The 18,458-nt window shown below is 71.7% G+C and carries 14 protein-coding genes; 8 read left to right on the forward strand and 6 right to left on the reverse strand.

Features of this window, described 5'->3' with window-relative positions; translation table 11 throughout:
• Nucleotides 1–1,908 (forward strand): hypothetical protein, encoded by a 1,908-nt coding sequence (locus ACFZBU_RS30580; RefSeq protein ID WP_391586921.1) that lies wholly within the window; start codon nucleotides 1–3, stop codon nucleotides 1,906–1,908.
• Nucleotides 1,909–1,930: 22 nt separating this feature from the next.
• Nucleotides 1,931–4,024: a hypothetical protein gene (locus tag ACFZBU_RS30585; protein ID WP_391586922.1), complete on the forward strand. Its 2,094-nt coding sequence runs from the start codon at nucleotides 1,931–1,933 to the stop codon at nucleotides 4,022–4,024.
• Nucleotides 4,025–4,162: 138 nt separating this feature from the next.
• On the opposite strand, the gene ACFZBU_RS30590 is transcribed toward ACFZBU_RS30585, so the two are convergent.
• Complete coding sequence (locus tag ACFZBU_RS30590; protein WP_391586923.1) at nucleotides 4,163–5,248, reverse strand: prephenate dehydrogenase; 1,086 nt, start codon at nucleotides 5,246–5,248, stop codon at nucleotides 4,163–4,165.
• A 169-nt stretch (nucleotides 5,249–5,417) separates the two neighbouring features.
• Here ACFZBU_RS30590 and cmk point away from each other — a divergent pair, with 169 nt between their 5' ends.
• Genes cmk through der form a run of 3 tightly spaced genes read left to right on the forward strand, consistent with a single transcriptional unit; the run spans nucleotide 5,418 to nucleotide 8,280 of the window.
• Nucleotides 5,418–6,104: a (d)CMP kinase gene (gene cmk, locus ACFZBU_RS30595; RefSeq protein ID WP_391586924.1), complete on the forward strand. Its 687-nt coding sequence runs from the start codon at nucleotides 5,418–5,420 to the stop codon at nucleotides 6,102–6,104.
• Entirely contained in the window at nucleotides 6,101–6,766 is a 666-nt protein-coding gene (locus tag ACFZBU_RS30600) for a lysophospholipid acyltransferase family protein (protein ID WP_391586925.1), read from the forward strand. The genes cmk and ACFZBU_RS30600 overlap by 4 nt, the downstream gene beginning before the upstream one ends.
• A 44-nt stretch (nucleotides 6,767–6,810) precedes the next feature.
• The gene (gene der / locus ACFZBU_RS30605) at nucleotides 6,811–8,280 is read left to right on the forward strand and encodes a ribosome biogenesis GTPase Der (protein WP_391586926.1); all 1,470 of its coding nucleotides are present in this window, start codon (nucleotides 6,811–6,813) and stop codon (nucleotides 8,278–8,280) included.
• An 87-nt stretch (nucleotides 8,281–8,367) separates the two neighbouring features.
• Here the strand turns inward: der and ACFZBU_RS30610 are convergent, their stop codons facing one another.
• The 3 genes from ACFZBU_RS30610 to ACFZBU_RS30620 form a co-directional block, all read right to left on the reverse strand.
• A complete protein-coding gene (locus ACFZBU_RS30610) occupies nucleotides 8,368–8,745 on the reverse strand; it encodes a hypothetical protein (RefSeq protein WP_391586927.1) in 378 nt (125 codons plus the stop codon).
• 167 nt (nucleotides 8,746–8,912) lie between these two features.
• Nucleotides 8,913–10,214 (reverse strand): adenosylmethionine--8-amino-7-oxononanoate transaminase, encoded by a 1,302-nt coding sequence (bioA, locus tag ACFZBU_RS30615; RefSeq protein WP_391586928.1) that lies wholly within the window; start codon nucleotides 10,212–10,214, stop codon nucleotides 8,913–8,915.
• A 109-nt stretch (nucleotides 10,215–10,323) separates the two neighbouring features.
• Nucleotides 10,324–11,103 (reverse strand): hypothetical protein, encoded by a 780-nt coding sequence (locus ACFZBU_RS30620; RefSeq protein ID WP_391586929.1) that lies wholly within the window; start codon nucleotides 11,101–11,103, stop codon nucleotides 10,324–10,326.
• A gap of 600 nt (nucleotides 11,104–11,703) precedes the next feature.
• Here ACFZBU_RS30620 and ACFZBU_RS30625 point away from each other — a divergent pair.
• Both ACFZBU_RS30625 and ACFZBU_RS30630 read left to right on the forward strand, forming a co-directional pair.
• Nucleotides 11,704–13,089: a glycine betaine/L-proline ABC transporter ATP-binding protein gene (locus tag ACFZBU_RS30625; RefSeq protein WP_391586930.1), complete on the forward strand. Its 1,386-nt coding sequence runs from the start codon at nucleotides 11,704–11,706 to the stop codon at nucleotides 13,087–13,089.
• On the forward strand, nucleotides 13,082–14,968 hold the full coding sequence (locus ACFZBU_RS30630; protein ID WP_391586931.1) for an ABC transporter permease/substrate binding protein: 1,887 nt from the start codon (nucleotides 13,082–13,084) through the stop codon (nucleotides 14,966–14,968). The genes ACFZBU_RS30625 and ACFZBU_RS30630 overlap by 8 nt, the downstream gene beginning before the upstream one ends.
• A 196-nt stretch (nucleotides 14,969–15,164) precedes the next feature.
• On the opposite strand, the gene ACFZBU_RS30635 is transcribed toward ACFZBU_RS30630, so the two are convergent.
• Together ACFZBU_RS30635 and ACFZBU_RS30640 are read right to left on the reverse strand one after the other, a co-directional pair.
• Nucleotides 15,165–16,289: a hypothetical protein gene (locus tag ACFZBU_RS30635; protein ID WP_391586932.1), complete on the reverse strand. Its 1,125-nt coding sequence runs from the start codon at nucleotides 16,287–16,289 to the stop codon at nucleotides 15,165–15,167.
• 22 nt (nucleotides 16,290–16,311) lie between these two features.
• The gene (locus ACFZBU_RS30640; protein ID WP_391586933.1) at nucleotides 16,312–16,500 is read right to left on the reverse strand and encodes a LapA family protein; all 189 of its coding nucleotides are present in this window, start codon (nucleotides 16,498–16,500) and stop codon (nucleotides 16,312–16,314) included.
• Between the two features lie 226 nt (nucleotides 16,501–16,726).
• Here ACFZBU_RS30640 and ACFZBU_RS30645 point away from each other — a divergent pair, with 226 nt between their 5' ends.
• Nucleotides 16,727–18,397: an MDR family MFS transporter gene (locus ACFZBU_RS30645; protein ID WP_391586934.1), complete on the forward strand. Its 1,671-nt coding sequence runs from the start codon at nucleotides 16,727–16,729 to the stop codon at nucleotides 18,395–18,397.
• Nucleotides 18,398–18,458: the final 61 nt, after the last annotated feature.

Raw genomic sequence — 18,458 nt, forward strand, 5'->3', positions numbered from 1 at the left:
ATGGCGTGGGAGACCGGAGCGGACGAGCGGGATCCGCTGGATCAGGTCGTGTACCGCTGGAGCTACGGGGACCTGTTCGGCCGGCAGGGCATGGGCCCGGTCGCCGGCTCGCTCGACCGCGAGCTGGTCCAGGAGTGGGACCGTGGCCTGAACAGCCATGTCTCGATGGACCGTTCGCTGCCGGAGACCCCCGATTGGAGCATGTGCCAGGTGCACCTGCCGGGGGAGCGGCATGCGTTGATCCTGCGCGAGGCCGCCATACACGCCAGCAACCGGCCCGGCAACAACGCACACGTGCTGCTCGACCCGGAGCGGATGATCCGGCCGCACACCATGCTGGCGGCGGTGTGGCTGCACGACCGCTACGGCGGCGGGCTGACCGGATCGGGGATCCCGAGCTCGGACGTGCGCGACGACGCCGCGCTGGGCACGGCGTCGATCCGCCCGGAGGCGTACCGCGCCGACGTGCACGAGACGATCCGCGCCCAGGCGCGGGAGAACGCGGAACTGGTCGAGGTCGTGCTCGCGGCGGTGATGCGCAACGAGGGGCACAAGTTCACGCTGCTCACCGAGCATGTCGGCGAAGACGTCGTGTCGCTGCTGTGGGGGGTGTTCGACCTGGCCCGGTGGGTGGCGCCGGGCGGGAGGACCTTCTCCACGTACGAGACCAGCGACGCGGCGATGAAACCGAGCTTCGTGCTGGTGCCGCGCTGGCCCAACACCCCGGAGCCGGCCAACCGGGTCCGGATCGACCCGCGCGCCGAACCGGGACAGGACGTGTTCCGCCGGGCCGCGCGGATCCTGGTGAGCCGCTATTGCGAGTGGTCGTGGGACGAAATGCTGGGCACGCTGCGGGAAGTCGACGACGCGGTGGGTACCCACGCGTCGAACCTGGACCGCGCCGAACACGTGGTCGGCCCTGCCCGCCGGACCACGCCCCCGATGCCGACGGCCGGCCGCACGTCCCGGGACGACCCGGCGGGTGGGGTGGACAGCCCGGTCGTGGGGTGGTCGAAGCTGGGGTATTCGCAGGACCTGGGGACGGTCGAGTACACGGACACGTTCACCCAGGAGCACGACGAGCAGGATGAGCAGGACGAACAATGCGAACAAGGCGGACCGGGCCGGTACTTCGATCCGGACGGGCCGGATCGGGCGGGTGGCCACGCGCGGGCCGGGCGGGATGCCCCCGGGGCCGGGGACCTGGGCGACAGGTTGGCGGCGTGGACCGGCCGGGTCGGCAGTGGTCCCACCGTGTCCGGGCCGGCCCGCCCGGCGTCCACCGAGCCGATCCGCCCCGGACTGCCGCGGGAAACTTCGGCCCGCTCCGCGCGGGGCACGTGGGACTGGGACGTGTGGGACGAACTGATGGCCACCCGGGACGGATTGACGGCGCTCAGGCAGGCCGCCGAACTGATGGCCGAGAACGGCGGCCAGGAGACGCCCAGGGTCGGCAGGGCGATCGATCGCGCCGACACCGGCTCGCTCGCGGCGGCCCTGCTGCTCGTCGAGCCGCCACTGCTGGAAGCGGTGATCTGGCGCCTGGCCGTGGAGGTCGATCGCGAGTACGCGAATCCCCGCCGCGAATGGCGCTCCCTGCGCGCCTACGGCGAGATCCTCGGCCGACTGCACGAGGGCATACCCGTCCTCGCCGGGTGCGACGTGGAGGAGGAACTGCTGCACATCCTGTTGGAGAAGATGGCGCGGATGGTCGCCCAGGACAGCGACCGTTTTCCGCACTTCGTCGCCGGCCTGGCGGGCACGGTCATGCGACTTCGCACGTTCGACGGAGACTGGACGCCGTACCAACGCATCCTGGTGCGGGCGATGTCCACCACCGACTGCTACGGGCTGCTCCAGCGCGAATGCGGCCGGCTGCTGTTCGAGGAACTCGGTATCACGCCATGACAGGACGGAAGCGTAGCCAGCCATGACGCCACGGGCGGCGCAGCCGCGAGGGAACCATCCGCCGGTCGCTGCCGACGCGGGCGGGTTTCGGCAGATCGTCTACCGACGTCAGGACGAGAGCCTGCTCGGTGGGCGTGGGCTGGGGCCGATCGCCTCGTCGGTGTCCCGGGACGAACTCCTGGGTTGGCACGACGACTTGCGTGAGCATGTGGCGGTCGACGTGGACGACCGGGGGGCGCCGGTGACCAGTGTCGCGCTGGTGCACACCGGTCGGGGCGCCGCGGTGATCCGACGCGAGTACGTGGTCGAGGGCAACAACGCGCGTGTGCTCCTGGACCCGGGCCGTGACCTGGGCCCGCATCGTGCGCTGGTGCTCACCCAGGAAGCGGTGTGGGTGGGCGAGACGGCCCTGGAGGACATCCCGCGCGGTTACGGACTGGCGCCGCTGGCCCGGGACGTCGTGGAGGCGGCGCTCGACGGGCACGCCGAACGGCTCCGTGGGCGGGCCCGTGACCAGGCCCACCTGCTGGAGGTCGCGGTGGCCGCGGTGCTGCGGCATCCGAGCCGATTCTTCTCGTTTCAGCAGGCGGACGTCGGGATCGACCCGGTGCCGGTGTTGTGGGGGCTCTCCGATCTGCTGCCGCGGCTGGTTCCGGGGGCCTTCACGTTCTCCACGTTCGAGACGTTGGACCACTCGGCCAAGCCGAGGTTCGTGGTGCTGCCACGCCGGCCGCGGGACGCGCAGCCGTGGGCGGGCCGCTATCGGCTGCTGGCCCGGGACGAGCCCAAGGCGGGTTCGGATGTGCACGCGCACGCGGCGGCGCTGCTGGTGAGCCGGTACATCGACACCGACTGGTCGGGCGTGCACCAACTCCTGGAGGGCATGCTCGACCTGCGCCGGCTCCCGCACGAGCGGGCCGAGGAGCGGTCGCGGGAGATCTGCACCCGGTTGGGCCGGTGGACCGCCGCGCCCCGGGTGCCGGCCGCCGAGCCGGCGGAAGCCGCACCGACGCCGACCCGCGCGGCCCGGGCCGAGTCGACGGCGCGAACAGAGCGAACAGAGCGGACCGAGCGCGTCGCGCGGACCGATCGCGTCGAGCGGGCCGAGCGGAGCGAGCGGGTCGGGCGCGAGCCGCGGGTGGTCACGGTGGCCGGCGCCGCCGAGGAGGAGCCGGCCTTTCCGTACACGGCGGAGCCGGCCCGGACGACGGTCTCCGCGAAGGAACGGGTGCCCCGCCCGACGGTGGCCGCGAAGACGCCGCCGGAGCCGGCGCGCGCGGTCGAGCCGCCCGAGCCGACCGAGACCCCGGACGTGATCTGGTACGCCGACGACGGCGCGGTGTTCGAGGAGATCGAGGACGCCTTCACCGGGCCTTGGCCGGGCTTCGAGGAGGAGCGCGGCGAACTGCCGATACCCGCACTGCCGCTCACCGAGGACGACCCGGACACCGAACCGGACGCCGACCCGGAGCGTGCGCACGGCGCCGCGACGGGGAGCCCGCCGACGCCGGGCGCGCTGCCCGCCAGCGCCGGGAACGCGCCGTGGAGCGCGTGGGCCGAGTACGACATCCCGGACACCGAGGTGGACAAGATACGGCGCGCGGTCAAGCGGCTCCCGGACAAGCCCACGCTGCGCGAACGCGCGCTCGGCGGCGGCGCGGCCAAGACCGAGGTCGCGGGTATCGACAACATCGTCACGCTCGCGGTCGCGCTACGGCTCGCCGACCTGCGGGTGTTGCCGGTGATCGCGGACCGGCTGACCACGCGCCTGGAACAGCGCCGCCGACAGCTCGCGCCGGAGGCCTGGAACCCGGGCGACCTGCTGGCGATGCGCGAAACCCTGCTGGACGCAGAGCAGTTCGGCGACCGCCTCGAAGCGGCCGGCGCGGGCGACAAACGCACCCGCAAGCTCCTCGAACAGCTGCTCGTGGTGGTGCTGGCACCCAAGACCGACACCAAGGGTGTGCTGCGCCAGATCGCGATCTGCGTGCTCTCCGACCGCCGGGACCGCTCGCCGAACCCGCTGATCGAGGACATCCTGCTGAACTCCCAATGGGGCGAGGACTTCCGCACCGAACTCGGGCGCCGCTGGGCGGAGCAGAACCCGCCGCGCTGAACCCGCCGGGCGGCGCCGGCCGCACGGGCCGGCCGAGGCCGGTCGGCGCCGCCGCCCGGGCTGCCCGGGCGGACCCGCCGCGCATGCACCGGGGACGCCCGCCGGGTCGACGGGCGGCACCGGCGGGCGGCCCCGGGTTCAGCGCTGTACGGTCCAGCCGCCGGCCCGCAGTGCCGTCGTCAGCGCCTCGGCCCGCCGCGGGTCCACCTGAAGCTCGACCAGACCGGCCGGACGACCCTGGGCGTGGTCGATCCGGATGTCCTCGATGTTGACCTCGGCCCGGCCCACGTCGGCGAACAGCCGGGCCAACTCGCCCGGCCGGTCGGGGACGATGACCGGGACGGCCTCGTACCGGGCGGCCGGCTGCCCGTGCTTGCCCGGGATCCGGCCGTGCCCCGCGTTGCCGCGCCGCAGCAGCGCCTCCACGCCGCGCGAACCCAGCTCGCGCTTGGCCTCGTCCTCCGCGCCGAGCGAGCGCAACGCGCCCACCACGGTGTCCAGGTCGGTCGCCAGCCCGGCCAGCACGTCCGCGACCGCGTTCGCGTTGGCGCCCAGGATGTCGATCCACAACCGCGGATCCGAGCCCGCGATCCGGGTCACGTCCCGCACCCCCTGGCCCGCGAGCCGGGTGTCGGTGTCCTGCGCGTGCTCCAGGCGCGCGGCCATCAGCGCGGCCACCAGGTGCGGCGCGTGCGAGACGAGCGCGACCGCGTGGTCGTGATCGCGCGGCGCCATCACCACCGGCACGGCGCGGCACAACGACACCAACTCCAGCGCCCGGTTCAGCGTCTCGGTGTCGGTCTCGGCCGACGGGGTGAGCACCCACGGCCGGCCGTCGAACAGGTCGGCCCGCGCGGCCAGCGGCCCGGAGCGCTCGCGCCCGGCCAGCGGATGGCCGCCGATGTAGCACTTCGCGTCGCAGCCCAGCTCCGCCATCTCCCGGAGCGGCTGCTCCTTGACGCTGGCCACGTCGGTGTATCCGAGCGCGAGCCGCTCCGCCTGCACCAGCCGCAGCGTCTCGGCGACCCGCCCCGGCGGCACCGCGAGCACCGCCAGGTCCACCGGCTCCGGCGGCGTCGCCTCCAGGCCCGCGCCCATCGCCGCCGCCGTCTGTACCGCGGTGCTGTCCCGGTCGCGCAGATACACGGTGACCCCGCGGGCGGTCAGCGCGAGCGCGACGGATGTACCGATCAGTCCGGTGCCGACCACGGCGGCGGTACGCACGACGGGAACTCCAAGGGGCGGGTGACGGAATAATGGGGGAACCGATCAAGGCTATCCGTGACGGTACCCTCGGGCGGTGTCCTATCGCCCCGCGGCCTCGACTGCGCCGCCCGGTTCGGCAATACCCGTGACGGCCCCCGTGCCGGCAACAAGCGAAAGGTCGGCGACCGTGGAAGCCCGTACGCCGCTCGCGACCGTCGTGGTCGCCATCGACGGTCCGTCAGGGTCCGGAAAGTCCAGCGTCTCCCGCGCGGTCGCCGCCCGGCTGGGCCTGCGCTACCTGGACACGGGTGCGATGTACCGGGCGATGACGTGGTGGATGCTCGGCAACGACATCGACATCCACGACCCCGCCGCCGTGGCCGCCGTCGCGGACAAGCCGCAGATCGTCTCCGGGACCGCGCCGGACGGGCCCACCATCACGGTGGACGGCCGGGACGCGGCCGGCCCGATCCGTACCGACGAGGTGACCAAGGCGGTCAGCGCGGTCAGCGCCGTACCGCAGGTGCGCACCCGCCTGGTCGACCTCCAGCGGGCCGTGATCGGCGCCGGCGGCATCGTGGTCGAGGGCCGCGACATCGCGAGCGTGGTCGCGCCCGACGCGGCGGTCAAGGTCTACCTGACCGCATCCGAGGCGGCCCGCGCCGCACGCCGCAACGCCGAGCTGACCGGTACGCAGGCCACCAGCGTCGAGGCGACCCGGGCCGACCTGGCCCGCCGGGACGCGCTGGACTCCGGTCGCGCGGTCGCGCCCGCGGGGATGGCCGAGGGCGCGATCCTGGTGGACACCACCGAGCTGAACCGCGACCAGGTGGTCGACCACCTGCTCGCCCTGGTCGCGGAACACGTGCGGTGACCGCGGCCTTCGGGACCACCTCGAAGCCCCCGCTCGCCGGGGCCGCGCACTTCATCGGCGAACCGCTGCTGCGCAGCTTCTGGCGGGTGCGCGCGCTGGGCGCATGGCACGTGCCGATGGCCGGCCCGGTGATCCTGGCGGGCAACCACGCCAACTTCGTCGACGGGCCGATGCTCTTCGCGTTCGCGCCGCGGCCCACGCAGGTGCTGGTCAAGCGCGAGATGTTCACCGGCGCGCTGGGCCCGGTGTTGCGCGGGATCGGCCACATCCCGGTCCAGCGTGGGGTCGCCGACCGCAAGATGATCACCGATTCGCTCGACGTACTGGCGGGCGGCGGCGCACTCGGCGTGTTCCCGGAGGGCACGCGGGGACAGGCCGACTTCTCGGCAGTGCACAATGGACTTGCATATCTGGCATTGCGCTCCGGGGCACCCATCGTCCCGGTGGCGTGCCTCGGCACCGGCGCGCGGGGATCCTCGATCGGTGCACTGCCGGGTCTGCGCTCCCGGATCGACGTGGTCTACGGCAAGCCCTTCCAGGCGGTCGAGAACGCCGACCGCCGGGCCACCCGCAAGGCCGTCCAGGCCGCGTCCGACCGCATCGTCGAACGGCTCACCGCGCACCTGCGCGAGGCCGAGCGGATGACCGGCCGCGCCGGCTGACCACGATCTTCACCCGTACCGCTACCCGAACGAGGAACACCCCCATGGAGCAGCACGCCGACGCCACGACCGAGGGCGCCTTCGACCCGGAGGCGTGGGAGGCGGGCTACGACCCCGAGGAATGGGTCGACCTGGAAGGGGACACCCCCGACCGGGGCGAGCACGGTGACGAGTCCGGTGGACCGCTGCCGGTGCTCGCCGTCGTGGGTCGCCCCAACGTGGGCAAGTCCACGCTGGTCAACCGGATCATCGGGCGCCGCGAGGCGGTCGTGGAGGACACCCCCGGGGTGACCCGCGACCGCGTGTACTACGAGGCCACCTGGAACGGCCGACGCTTTACCGTGGTCGACACCGGCGGCTGGGAACGCGACGTGGTCGGGATCGACCTGTCGGTCGCGGTCCAGGCCGAGTACGCGATCGACTCGGCGGACGCGGTGATGTTCGTGGTCGACGCGATCGTCGGCCCCACCGACAGTGACGAGGCCGTCGTCCGGGTGCTGCGCAAGGCCGGCAAGCCGGTCGTGCTGGCCGCCAACAAGGTCGACAACATGGCGCAGGAGGCGGACGCCGCCGCGCTGTGGTCGCTCGGTCTGGGTCAGCCCTGGCCCGTCTCCGCCGTGCACGGCCGAGGCAGCGGCGACCTGCTCGACGCGGCGCTGGCGATCCTGCCGGAGGCCCCCGCGCAGCGCTTCGGTGTGCAGGAGGGCGGCCCGCGCCGGGTCGCGCTGCTCGGCCGCCCGAACGTGGGCAAGTCGAGCATGCTGAACAAGGTCGCCGGCGAGAACCGGGTGGTCGTGGACAAGGTCGCGGGCACCACGCGCGACCCGGTCGACGAGCTGATCCAGCTCGGCGGCAAGACCTGGAAGTTCATCGACACCGCGGGCATCCGCCGGCGGGTGCACCTGACCCAGGGCGCCGACTTCTACGCGTCGCTGCGCACCACGGCGGCGCTGGAGAAGGCCGAGGTCGGGGTGATCCTGATCGACGCCAGCGAGCGGCTGACCGAGCAGGACACCCGGATCATCTCGCTCGCGGTCGAGGCGGGGCGCGCGATCGTGATCGCGTACAACAAGTGGGACCTGATGGACGAGGAGCGCCGCTACTACCTCGAACGCGAGATCGAGCAGGACCTGGTCCAGGTCACCTGGGCGCCTCGGGTGAACGTCTCGGCGCTGACCGGCCGGCACATGGAGAAGCTGGTCCCGGCCATCGAGACCGCGCTGGCCAGCTGGGAGAAGCGCATCCCCACCGGCCAGCTGAACGCGTTCCTGGGCACGCTGGTGGCCTCCCACCCGCACCCGATCCGCGGGGGCAAGCAGCCGCGCATCCTGTTCGGCACCCAGGCGGGCACCAAGCCGCCGCGCTTCGTGCTCTTCACCAGCGGCTTCCTGGAGGCCGGCTACCGCCGCTTCATCGAGCGCCGGCTGCGCGAGGAGTTCGGCTTCCCGGGCACGCCGATCGAGATCCGGATGAAGGTCAGGGAGAAGCGCGGTCGCAACAAGACCGGTCGCTGACCGTACCCACGAGGAGGGCCCGAACGCCGCCGGCGTCCGGGCCCTCCTCGGCGTTTCCCGCCGTTTCCCGCCGGCCCGGGCGCGGCACTAGAGCGGCAGGTGGCCGTGCCCGCCGGGGACATGCGGGCCGGGGACGCGTGCGGGCTGGGCGGGCACCAGGGAGGCGCCGCGGTGCCGGCCGTACGTGGTGTAGCCGCCCTGGGTGGGCAGCGAGAAGTTCGGGAACGGCGGATCCTGCGCGTACGAGTGGCTGATCGCCGCGGGCGCGCCGTAGGACGGCCGGCTCGCCGCGAAGTCCTCGTTCGAGCGCTCGTGCGGGACGGCGCGGAACATCCGCCGCCACTCGGTCTCCAGCGCGTTGTAGATCGGCGTCAGAACGTCATGGGTGGGCGCCGCGGGAGCCCCGACGGCGACTACGGGATGGCCGAGGGCCCGGCTGCTGATGGAGTCGTCGAAACTGAACACACCAGGCCCAACGACCGGAACGCCCGCCGGTTGCGGGGATATCGAGTGACGTTGGGGTGGGGCGGGGGCGCGCCGAGGTGGAGTAGCCCGGGGTCGCGGCTGCGGCGAGGCGGGGCGGCGTGGGTGGGGGCGTGGCGTGGTGACCCGATGTGTGGGCACCGCGGGGATCAGGTGTGGGTGCGGACCACCTCGACCATGGCCCGAGTGACCGTGCCCAGGTCTTCCGGGGTGATCACGTATGGCGGCATCGTGTAGACGAGTTTGCCGAACGGGCGGATCCAGACGCCCTGTTCGACGAAGGCGGGTTGCACGACGGCCATGTCCACGGGGGCGGCGAGTTCGATCACGCCGATGGCGCCGAGGACGCGGACGTCGACCACGCCGGGGAGGTCGCGGGCCGGGGCCAGGCCGGTGCGGAGGCCCTCGGAAACGGCGGCTATGCGTTCCCGCCAAGGGGTGGACAGGAGCAGGTCCACACTCGCCCCGGCGATCGCCGCCGCGAGCGGATTGGCCATGAACGTGGGGCCGTGCATGAATGCGCCGCCCTCGCCGCGCGAGATGGTCTCGGCCACCTCGTCGGTGCACAGTGTTGCGGCCATGGTCAGGTAGCCGCCGGTCAGTGCCTTGCCCAGGCACATGATGTCCGGTGCGATTCCCGCGTGTTCGCACGCGAACAACGCGCCGGTCCGGCCGAAGCCGGTGGCGATCTCGTCCGCGATCAGCAACACCCCGAAGCGCGTGCACAGTTCCCGGATCCGGCGCAGATACGCGGGGGAGTGGAAGCGCATTCCGCCCGCGCCCTGCACGATCGGCTCCAGGACCACGGCCGCGATCGTCGAGCCGTACCGATCCAGCAGGTCCTCGATCGCCGCGGTGTCCTCGGCGCGCAGCGCGGTGTCGAACCCGGCCGGTGGAATCGGCGCGAACAGGTGGGCCGGCAGCACCCCGGAGAACAGGTGGTGCATGCCGCCGACCGGATCGCACACCGACATCGCGCCGAACGTGTCGCCGTGATACCCGCCGCGTACGGTGAGCAGCCGGGTGCGTTCGGGCCGCCCGCGCCCTCGCTGGTATTGCAGCGCCATCTTGAGCGCCACCTCGACGGCGACCGAGCCGGAGTCGGCGAAGAAGACCTTGTTCAGCGGCTCGGGGGTGATCTCCACCAGCCGCCGGGCGAGCCGCACGGCCGGCGGATGGGTCAGCCCGCCGAACATCACGTGCGCCATCGTGTCCACCTGCGCGTGCGCGGCGGCGTTCAGCACGGGGTGGTTGTAGCCGTGGATCGCCGCCCACCACGAGGACATCCCGTCGACGAGCTCGCGACCGTCGGCGAGCCGCAGCCGAACCCCTTCGGCGCCGACCACGGGGAACAGCGGCGCGTCGCCCTCGGTGCTCGCGTACGGGTGCCAGATGTGCCGCCGGTCGTGGGAAACCAGTTCGTCGCCGTAGGCCGCGTCGTAGTGCTCCATAGGCCAGGCACGCTATCGGAGTGCGGGAGGCGGCCCGGAATCGGCCGCCTCCGCCCGTGCCCGCGGCGCCCGCCCGGCCGCCCCGCCGGGTCGAGGCGCCGACGCTCGTTCAGATGCCGCTGACCGGCACGGACCCGGCGGCCAGCAGGTTGCGCCGACCCGCCTCGCTCAGCGCGGCGGCCAACTCGTCGTTGCCGGTGTGGATGCCGATCGTGCCCACCGGGGCGGCGAACAGGAGCACCACGCCGTGCGTCTTGGCGGCGTTCAGCCATGCCTCGGGCACCTCGGCCGGGGTCTGCGCCTGCCACCACGCCTCGGTCCGGCCACCCGCGCCCGGGAAGAGCACCGCGGTCAGGTAGCCGTCGGTCATCTGCACCGACCAGCCGCCGAGCAGCGGCGGCAGGGTCTCGTCCGGCGTGGCGATCGGTGCGAACCCGCGCTCGCCGAGCAGCGAGAGGAACTCGTCCTGCGCACCGGGGGTGCCCGGGCGGGCCACGGCCGCCCCCGGCTCGACCACCAGCGCCGCGTAGGTCACGCCCGCGCACACCACCATGCTGCCGGTGATCGAGATCGGCACCGGCCCGCCCGGCACCACCGTCTGCACCGCGAGCCCGGGATTGGCCTGCGCCGCGAGCAGCGGTTCGACCGCCGCCTCGGACACCGGGATCACCTGCGAGGGGATGCAGCGCGTGTGCGCGAACGCGAGCACCGCGGTCTCCTCGGCCAGGTACAACAGCGCGCTGGTCTCCACGGAGGTGGTGTCGCCCTCGCCGCGGCACGAGGCGCACGCGTAGGTCTGGGGGCCGGTCTCCCCGGCCACCAGGCGGGCGGCCTCGTCGTCGCCGATCTCGGCGCGGACCTCGGGGCTGACGTCGAGCAAGCGTGACACGGAAGGCTCCATCGGTAGGGGGGCGTGCAACAGTGGGGTTCGCCGTCTGCGTTCTCGCGCCGGGACGTTACCGCGTGGTGACGTTGTGTCACCTGGAGAATGCGGGAACGTCACCCCTATGGGGCATGTGCGCCCCGGCCGCGCCACGGCCATTCGGGCGATGGCGGGTTCGTGTGCGACGGTGGACGTCGACGTTTCGGCGTCGGGTACGCGTTCGATGACCGAGAGGTACGAATATGTCGATGTGATCACGTCATGATCACCACGGGATCACGGCCGAAAGGCCGCTTGAAATCGGGTGATCAATGGATTGATTCGGACATATGCGAACGCGTTCGTGAGATGAGAATCTCCATATGTTTCTCATCGGAATAGCTCGGGCAAGTCACGCCCGGTAACAAATGCGGGATACAACTTTTTCCGGGCCTGCCCCGGAAAAGGCGTTCGACCCCGGACGTGCGCCGCTGCCGTGACGTTTTTGCGGCGGCCGTATCCCCGCATCCACAGCCCGCGGCGCCGGTGCCCTCATCACGGCGGTGCTCCGGCCCGGAACCGAAGTCAACGGTTCCGTTCCCCCGCGGCCCTAATGACGAGGTATGCGTGTCCAGACTCAGGGCCGAAGGCCTGTACAAGATTTTCGGCCGGCGCGCCGACGATGCGGTCCGGCGACTCCGCGCCGGCGAGAGCCGTGACGACGTACGCAAGAGCAATGCCACCCCGGCCGTCATCGACGTCTCGTTCGACGTCGCGGAGGGCGAGATTTTCGTGGTGATGGGCCTGTCCGGTTCGGGCAAGTCGACGCTGCTGCGGATGCTCAACGGTCTCCTGGACGCCACCGCCGGCGCCGTCTACATCGACGACCGGGATCTGACCTCGTTGCCCGCCAAGGAGTTGCGCGACGTGCGCGCCCGGCGGATCAGCATGGTCTTCCAGCACTTCGCGCTGTTCCCGCATCGCACGGTGCTGGAGAACGCCGGTTACGGGCTGTCCGTGCAGGGGGTGCCGGCGGCCGAGCGCGATCGACGAGCCCGCGAGGCACTGGCCCTGGTCGGCCTGGCCGGCTGGGAGGAGTCCGCGCCGGGCGAGTTGTCCGGCGGCATGCAGCAGCGGGTCGGCCTGGCCCGCGCGCTCGCCACGGACGCCGACATCCTGCTGATGGACGAGTCGTTCAGCGCGCTCGACCCGCTGATCCGGCGCGAGATGCAGGACCAACTCCTGGAGCTCCAGGAGAAGCTGCACAAGACCATCGTGTTCATCACGCACGACCTCAACGAGGCGATGCGCCTCGGTGACCGGATCGCGGTGATGCGCGACGGTCGGGTGGTCCAGATCGGCACCGCCGAGGACATCCTGACCGACCCCGCCAACGACTACGTGGCGTCCTTCGTCGCGGACGTGGACCGTACCCGGGTGCTGACCGCCGGTTCGATCATGGAGGACTCGCGGGCCACGGTGACGTGCGGCGAGGGGCCCCGGGTCGCGATGCGCACGATGCGCGAGGCGCAGACCACGGCGGCATTCGTGGTGGACTCGCGCGAGAACGGCCGCCGACTGCTGGGCGCGGTCACCGACGCCGCGGTCACCGAGGCCGCGCGGATCGGTGACCGGAGCATCCGGCCCGATCCGACCCTGGACGTGGTCACGGTGACCCCGCAGACCCCGGTCGCCGAGCTGTTCACGCCGTGTGCGGAGAGCAGGTTGCCGCTCGCGGTGGTGGACGAGGCGATGCGACTGGTCGGGGTGATTCCCCGGGTGAGCCTGCTGGCCGCGCTCGGCAACGCCGCGCAGAGCGGATCGGGCGACACCGAGGGCGGCACGCTCGGCGTGACCGACACGGGCAGCGTCAAGATGCTGGTGCCCGCGGGGCCTTCGGAGAAGCTGATACCCGCCGGCGCCGCGGAGCGGCCCGCCCCGATCGACCCGCGGGTGCCGGCTCCGGCCGGCGAGCGGGTCGTGCCCGAGGGCGAGGTGCGTGACGATGCCTAGGATTCACCTGGGCGACTGGGCGGAGAGCCTGGTCGACTTCATGCGCGACCACTTCTCGTGGTTGTTCGACTTCATCCAGAGCGTGGTGGGCGGCGCGATCACCCACCTCGCCGACTGGCTGACCGACTCGCCGCTGCCGGCCGTGGTCGTGCTGTTCGCGGCGATCGGCTGGGCGGTGCGGGGCCTGCTGTTCGGGCTGCTCGCGGCGGTGGGCTTCCTGCTCATCGACGGCCTGGACATGTGGCAGCCGGCGATGTCCACGTTGGCCCTGGTGCTGGTCTCGGCGGCGGTCGCGCTGCTGATCGCGATCCCGCTGGGCATCCTGACCGCGCGCAGCCGTGCGGTGGGCACCGTGGTCAAGCCGGTGCTGGACTTCATGCAGACGATGCCCGCCTTCGTGTACCTGATCCCGGCGATCACGTTCTTCGGTATCGGTGCGGTACCGGGCGCCGTGGCCACCGTGGTCTTCGCGCTGCCGCCGGGCGTGCGGATGACCGAACTGGGCATCCGCAGCGTCGACGCGGAGATGGTCGAGGCCGGTGAGGCGTTCGGCACGAGCGAGTGGAAGATCCTCAAGGACATCCAGTTCCCGCTCGCGCTGCCGACCATCATGGCCGGCGTCAACCAGGTCATCATGTTGTCGCTGTCGATGGTGGTCACCGCCGGCATCGTCGGCGCGGGCGGCCTGGGCAGCGAGGTGTTCGGCGCGTTGTCGAACAACAACGTGGGCCTGGGCGTCGAGGCCGGTGTCGCGGTGGTCGTGCTCGCGATCTACCTGGACCGTACGGTCAGCGCGGCCGGACAACGGGTCGAGGCCCGGGCCAAGCGCTCGGCGACCGAGCGTTCGGCCGACGGCTTCACGCCCAAGTGGCTGCTGGACTGGCGTCCGCGCCCGGTCGTCGCGGTCGGTGGCGTGGTCGCGGTCGCGCTCGTCGCGGGCCTGCTGGGCGGCTTCGGACTCGGCGCCACGGACAACGGTCGGAAGAAGATCACGATCGGCTGGATCCCGTGGGAGGAGGACGTCGTGGTCACCAACGTGTACAAGCAGTTGTTGGAGAAGCGCGGCTACGACGTGACGCTCAAGCAACTGGACGTGGGCCCGCTGTTCCAGGGCATCGCGCGCGGCGACATCGACCTCTTCCTGGACGCGTGGTTGCCCACGCTGCACAAGAAGTACATGGACGAGTACGGGCCCAAGCTCGAAGAGATCGGGCAGTGGTACAACAACGTCGACGTGCAGCTCGCCGTCCCGAAGAACCTCCCCTACAACTCGGTCGAGGATCTCAAGGGACACGAGAAGGAGTTCGGCGGCCGGATCGTCGGCATCGAGCCCGGCGCGAACATCATGGACCTGACCGAGAAGAAGCTGATCCCGGAGTACGGGCTCGACTTCGACCTGGTCAAGAGCAGTACACCCGCGATGATCGCCGAGTTGGACCGGCAGATGGCGGCGGGCAAGCCGATCGTGGTGACGATGTGGCGCCCGCACTGGGCGTACACGAAGTACGACATCAAGCCGCTGGCCGACCCGAAGCAGTCCTATGGCGCGCCGGGTTGGATCAGTTCGATCGGCCGCAAGGGCTTCGCGAAGGACTTCCCCCAGGTGAACACCTGGGTGAAGAACCTCAAGCTGGACGACTCGGTGCTCGGTCCGCTGGAGAAGAAGGTCTTCGTCGACTTCGAGGGCAAGCCGAACGCCGCCGCCGAGGGCGTCAAGGCCTACCTGAAGGAGAACCCGGACGTCGAGAAGAAGTTCCTGGCCGACCTCCCGCCCGCGGGCGGGGAGCAGCCGAAGCCGGAACAGGGCGGCGGACAGGGCAAGACGGCCCAACCGCAGTCGCTGCCGGCGCCGACCCGGGAGTCGGCGGAGGTGCGCTGACGGCCGGTCTACCTCACGTGGGTGACCCGGGCCTGGTGCGACTCGGTCGTGCCGGGCCGGGCGTCACCCTCGTGAGGGACGGGCCCGCGCCGCGATCCGGCCGGATCGGCAGGCGTGCCGCGCGCGTCACCGACACGACCGGGAGCGTCCTCGACGGGGCCGCCGCACGCATACCGTGCGGCGGCCCCGTCGTCGGTCAGCGGCGGATCTGCCAGTCGGCGTTCGGGGCGATGGGGTCGCACTTGTACCCCCAGCGCGAGGCGCCGTTCGCGAAGGCCTTGAAGAACGTCTCGGTGGGTTGGCCCAGGGTCAGACCGGCGGGATCCTCGCCGTTGTGGCGGCTGAGCTGGTAGGCGACGGTGTGGTTGTTGCACATGCCCAGCACCTTGCCCTCGACGGTGCCCGCGAGCTGGGCGTCGTTGGGCACGCCGCCGGTGGGCAGCCGCTCGGACAGGGCGGCGCGTTCGCCCGGGATCTCCGCGCCGGGAGCCAGGTAGCCGTGCACGATGGCGAAGGACAACACCCGCTTGCCGTCCAGGAACAGATCGCACCCCTGGATCGCGCCGGGCCCCGGGGGAGTGGCGGAGGCGGTCCAGCGGGCGCGCTGTTCGCCGGCGGCCTGCGGGCCGAGCGCGGCGGGCTCGAGCATGCCGCACACGGGCGCGTCGGTGATCGGCTTCGGCTCTTCCGCGGGCTGGATCTTGCCGGGCCGCGGGGTCGGCTCGGCACCGCACCCGGCCGCCTTGGCCACGCCGTTGGCGAGGTCGACGGCCAGATCGGCCAACTGCTGTCGTCGGTCCGGCGGAGCCGGCGCGCCGGCCGGTCCGATCGTCCGGGCGCGCACGAGCATCGGCACCGGTTGCTCGACGTTCTGCACCTTGCAGTTCTGCACGAGCCACGCGTCGTCCGCACCGGCCATGCCGTACAGACCGTTGGTCTCGTCGCCCAGCGGGGCGGACCCGGTCGTGGTCAACCCGGGCAGTTGCACCCGCTCGGCGCCCGCCATGTTGAACAGGTACGCCGAGCCGATGAAGGACTGATCACCCGCGGAGACCTGGCAGCGCAGCACCGGGTAGTGCTCCAGCGGCAGATGGTCCTTGTTGGTGAACGCGGGTGCCGCCGGCAGTACGGCGGTCACCGCCGAGGTCGGCAGGATCCCGGCGCACACGGTGGCGCCGACCGGGGTGGTCCCCGAGCCGGTGGGAGTGACCGAGGTGGGCTCGGCGGTCGGCGAACCGGTGCTCGAACAACCGGCGACGAGCACGCCGGCGGTCACCAGGCTCGCCACGGATACGGCCGGACGCAGCCTGGAGCGAAGCATGCGGCCCAGGATATCGGGCCGTTCAGGCGCGGTTTCCCTTCACCCACCAGCCGGTCGGCGCGCCCGCCGAGAAGGTGCCGGCCGGAACGATCCGGATCGGCGCTTCGACGGTCGGGATCCAGAACCGGATCGTCGCCGAATCGGTGTTGGCCGGCACGAACCGGACGGCCGGGACGACGATCGCCGCGATGCCGATCGTGCGGTAGGACACGCCGCCGATGGTGCCGCCCGCTGCGCCGGATCGAGGGGTTTTCGCCGTGCGGTGATGCTATTTGCGTGATCACTCGATCACGGTGAGGCGTGCCGACTTGACCATCCCTTGAAAGTTGCTTGCAGCAACAAAGGACGCTATGGTTGTACCAAGCAACGAGTGTCGGGGGTGGGGAAGCCGCGTCCGGGCGCAGAGCATCCGAGGCAAGCAGAGCAAAGGGGAAGGTATGACCGACGCACCGGCCGCGGAGGTGGCGGCGCAGCCGATGTCGCATCGGCAGATCATGGAGGCCCTGTCCGGGCTGCTCCTGGGCATGTTCGTGGCGATCCTCTCGTCCACGATCGTGTCCAACGCGCTGCCGCGGATCATCTCCGACCTGCACGGCAGCCAGACCTCGTACACGTGGGTGGTCACCGCGACGCTGCTGGCGATGACCGCGACCACCCCGATCTGGGGCAAGCTCGCGGACCTGACCAGCAAGAAGCTGCTGGTCCAGCTCGCCCTGGTGATCTACGTCGCGGGCTCCGCGCTGGCCGGCCTCTCGCAGAACACGAGCATGCTGATCGGCTGCCGGGTGATCCAGGGCGTCGGCGTCGGCGGCCTCACCGCCCTCGCGCAGGTGATCATGGCCGCGATGATCTCGCCGCGCGAGCGCGGTCGGTACAGCGGGTACCTCGGCGCCACGTTCGCGCTCGCCACCGTCGGCGGCCCGCTGATCGGCGGTGTCATCGTGGACACCCCGTGGCTGGGTTGGCGCTGGTGCTTCTACGTCGGCGTGCCGTTCGCGGTGGCCGCGATCGTGATCCTGCAGAAGACGCTCAAGCTTCCGGTGGTCAAGCGTGAGGTCAGCATCGACTACCTGGGCGCGACGCTGATCAGCGCCGGTGTCTCGGTGCTCCTGGTGTGGGTCTCGCTCGCGGGCAAGAACTACGCCTGGATCTCCTGGCAGACCGCGGCGATGGTGCTCGGTTCGCTGGTGCTGATCGCACTGGCGATCCGGGTCGAGGGCCGGGCGAAGGAACCGATCATCCCGCTGTGGTTGTTCAAGGAGCGCACCATCGTGCTCGCCGTGCTCGGCAGCCTCGCGGTGGGTCTGGCGATGATGGGCTCGTCGGTCTTCCTCAGCCAGTACTTCCAGATCGCGCGCGGCAAGTCGCCGACCGTCTCCGGTCTGATGACGCTGCCGATGATCGGCGGCCTGGTGCTCGCCTCGACCGTGGTCGGCAAGCTGATCACCGCGACCGGCTTCTGGAAGCGCTACCTGGTGATGGGCGGCATCTCGCTGACCATCGGCCTGGGTCTGATGAGCACCGCCCGCGCGGACACCGACCTGTGGGTGCTCGGCGGGTACATGTTCCTGCTCGGCATGGGCGTCGGCGCGCTCCAGCAGAACCTGGTGCTCGCGGTGCAGAACGCGGTGCCGATCCACCAGCTGGGCGCGGCCAGTTCGGTCGTCGCGTTCTTCCGCAGCCTGGGCGGCGCGGTCGGCGTCTCGGCGCTGGGCGCGGTGATGGCGACCAAGGTCACCGGCTACCTGTCCGACGCCGGGCTGAAGTCCGGTGCGGGTGGCGGGGCCGGGATCCCGAACGTGCACCACCTGCCGGAGCCGGCGCGCGGCATCGTGGAGGCCTCGTACGGCCACGCGGTCGGCGACATCTTCCTGTTCGCGGCCCCGTTCGGCCTGCTCGCGCTGGTCGCGGTGCTGCTGATCAAGGAGGTCCCGCTGCAGACCGCGCAGGCGGTGGTGGTGGCCAAGGCCGAACCGCAGGCGCCCGCGGCGGGTGCCGAGGTCTCCGGGAAGCCGGGGGCGCCGGCGGTCGCGGAGGCGATTGCCTCCGAGTCTGCCGCGGAGTCGGCCTCGGTACGGATCGACAAGGTCGGGGCGCGGACGCCGTAGCCTCCTCGTACACGCCTCAGGGCGGTCCCGCAGGGGACCGCCCTGAGGCGTGTTCGGGGTC

Origin of the sequence: Embleya sp. NPDC008237, from assembly GCF_042956465.1 — a bacterium.
Lineage (GTDB): Bacteria > Actinomycetota > Actinomycetes > Streptomycetales > Streptomycetaceae > Embleya.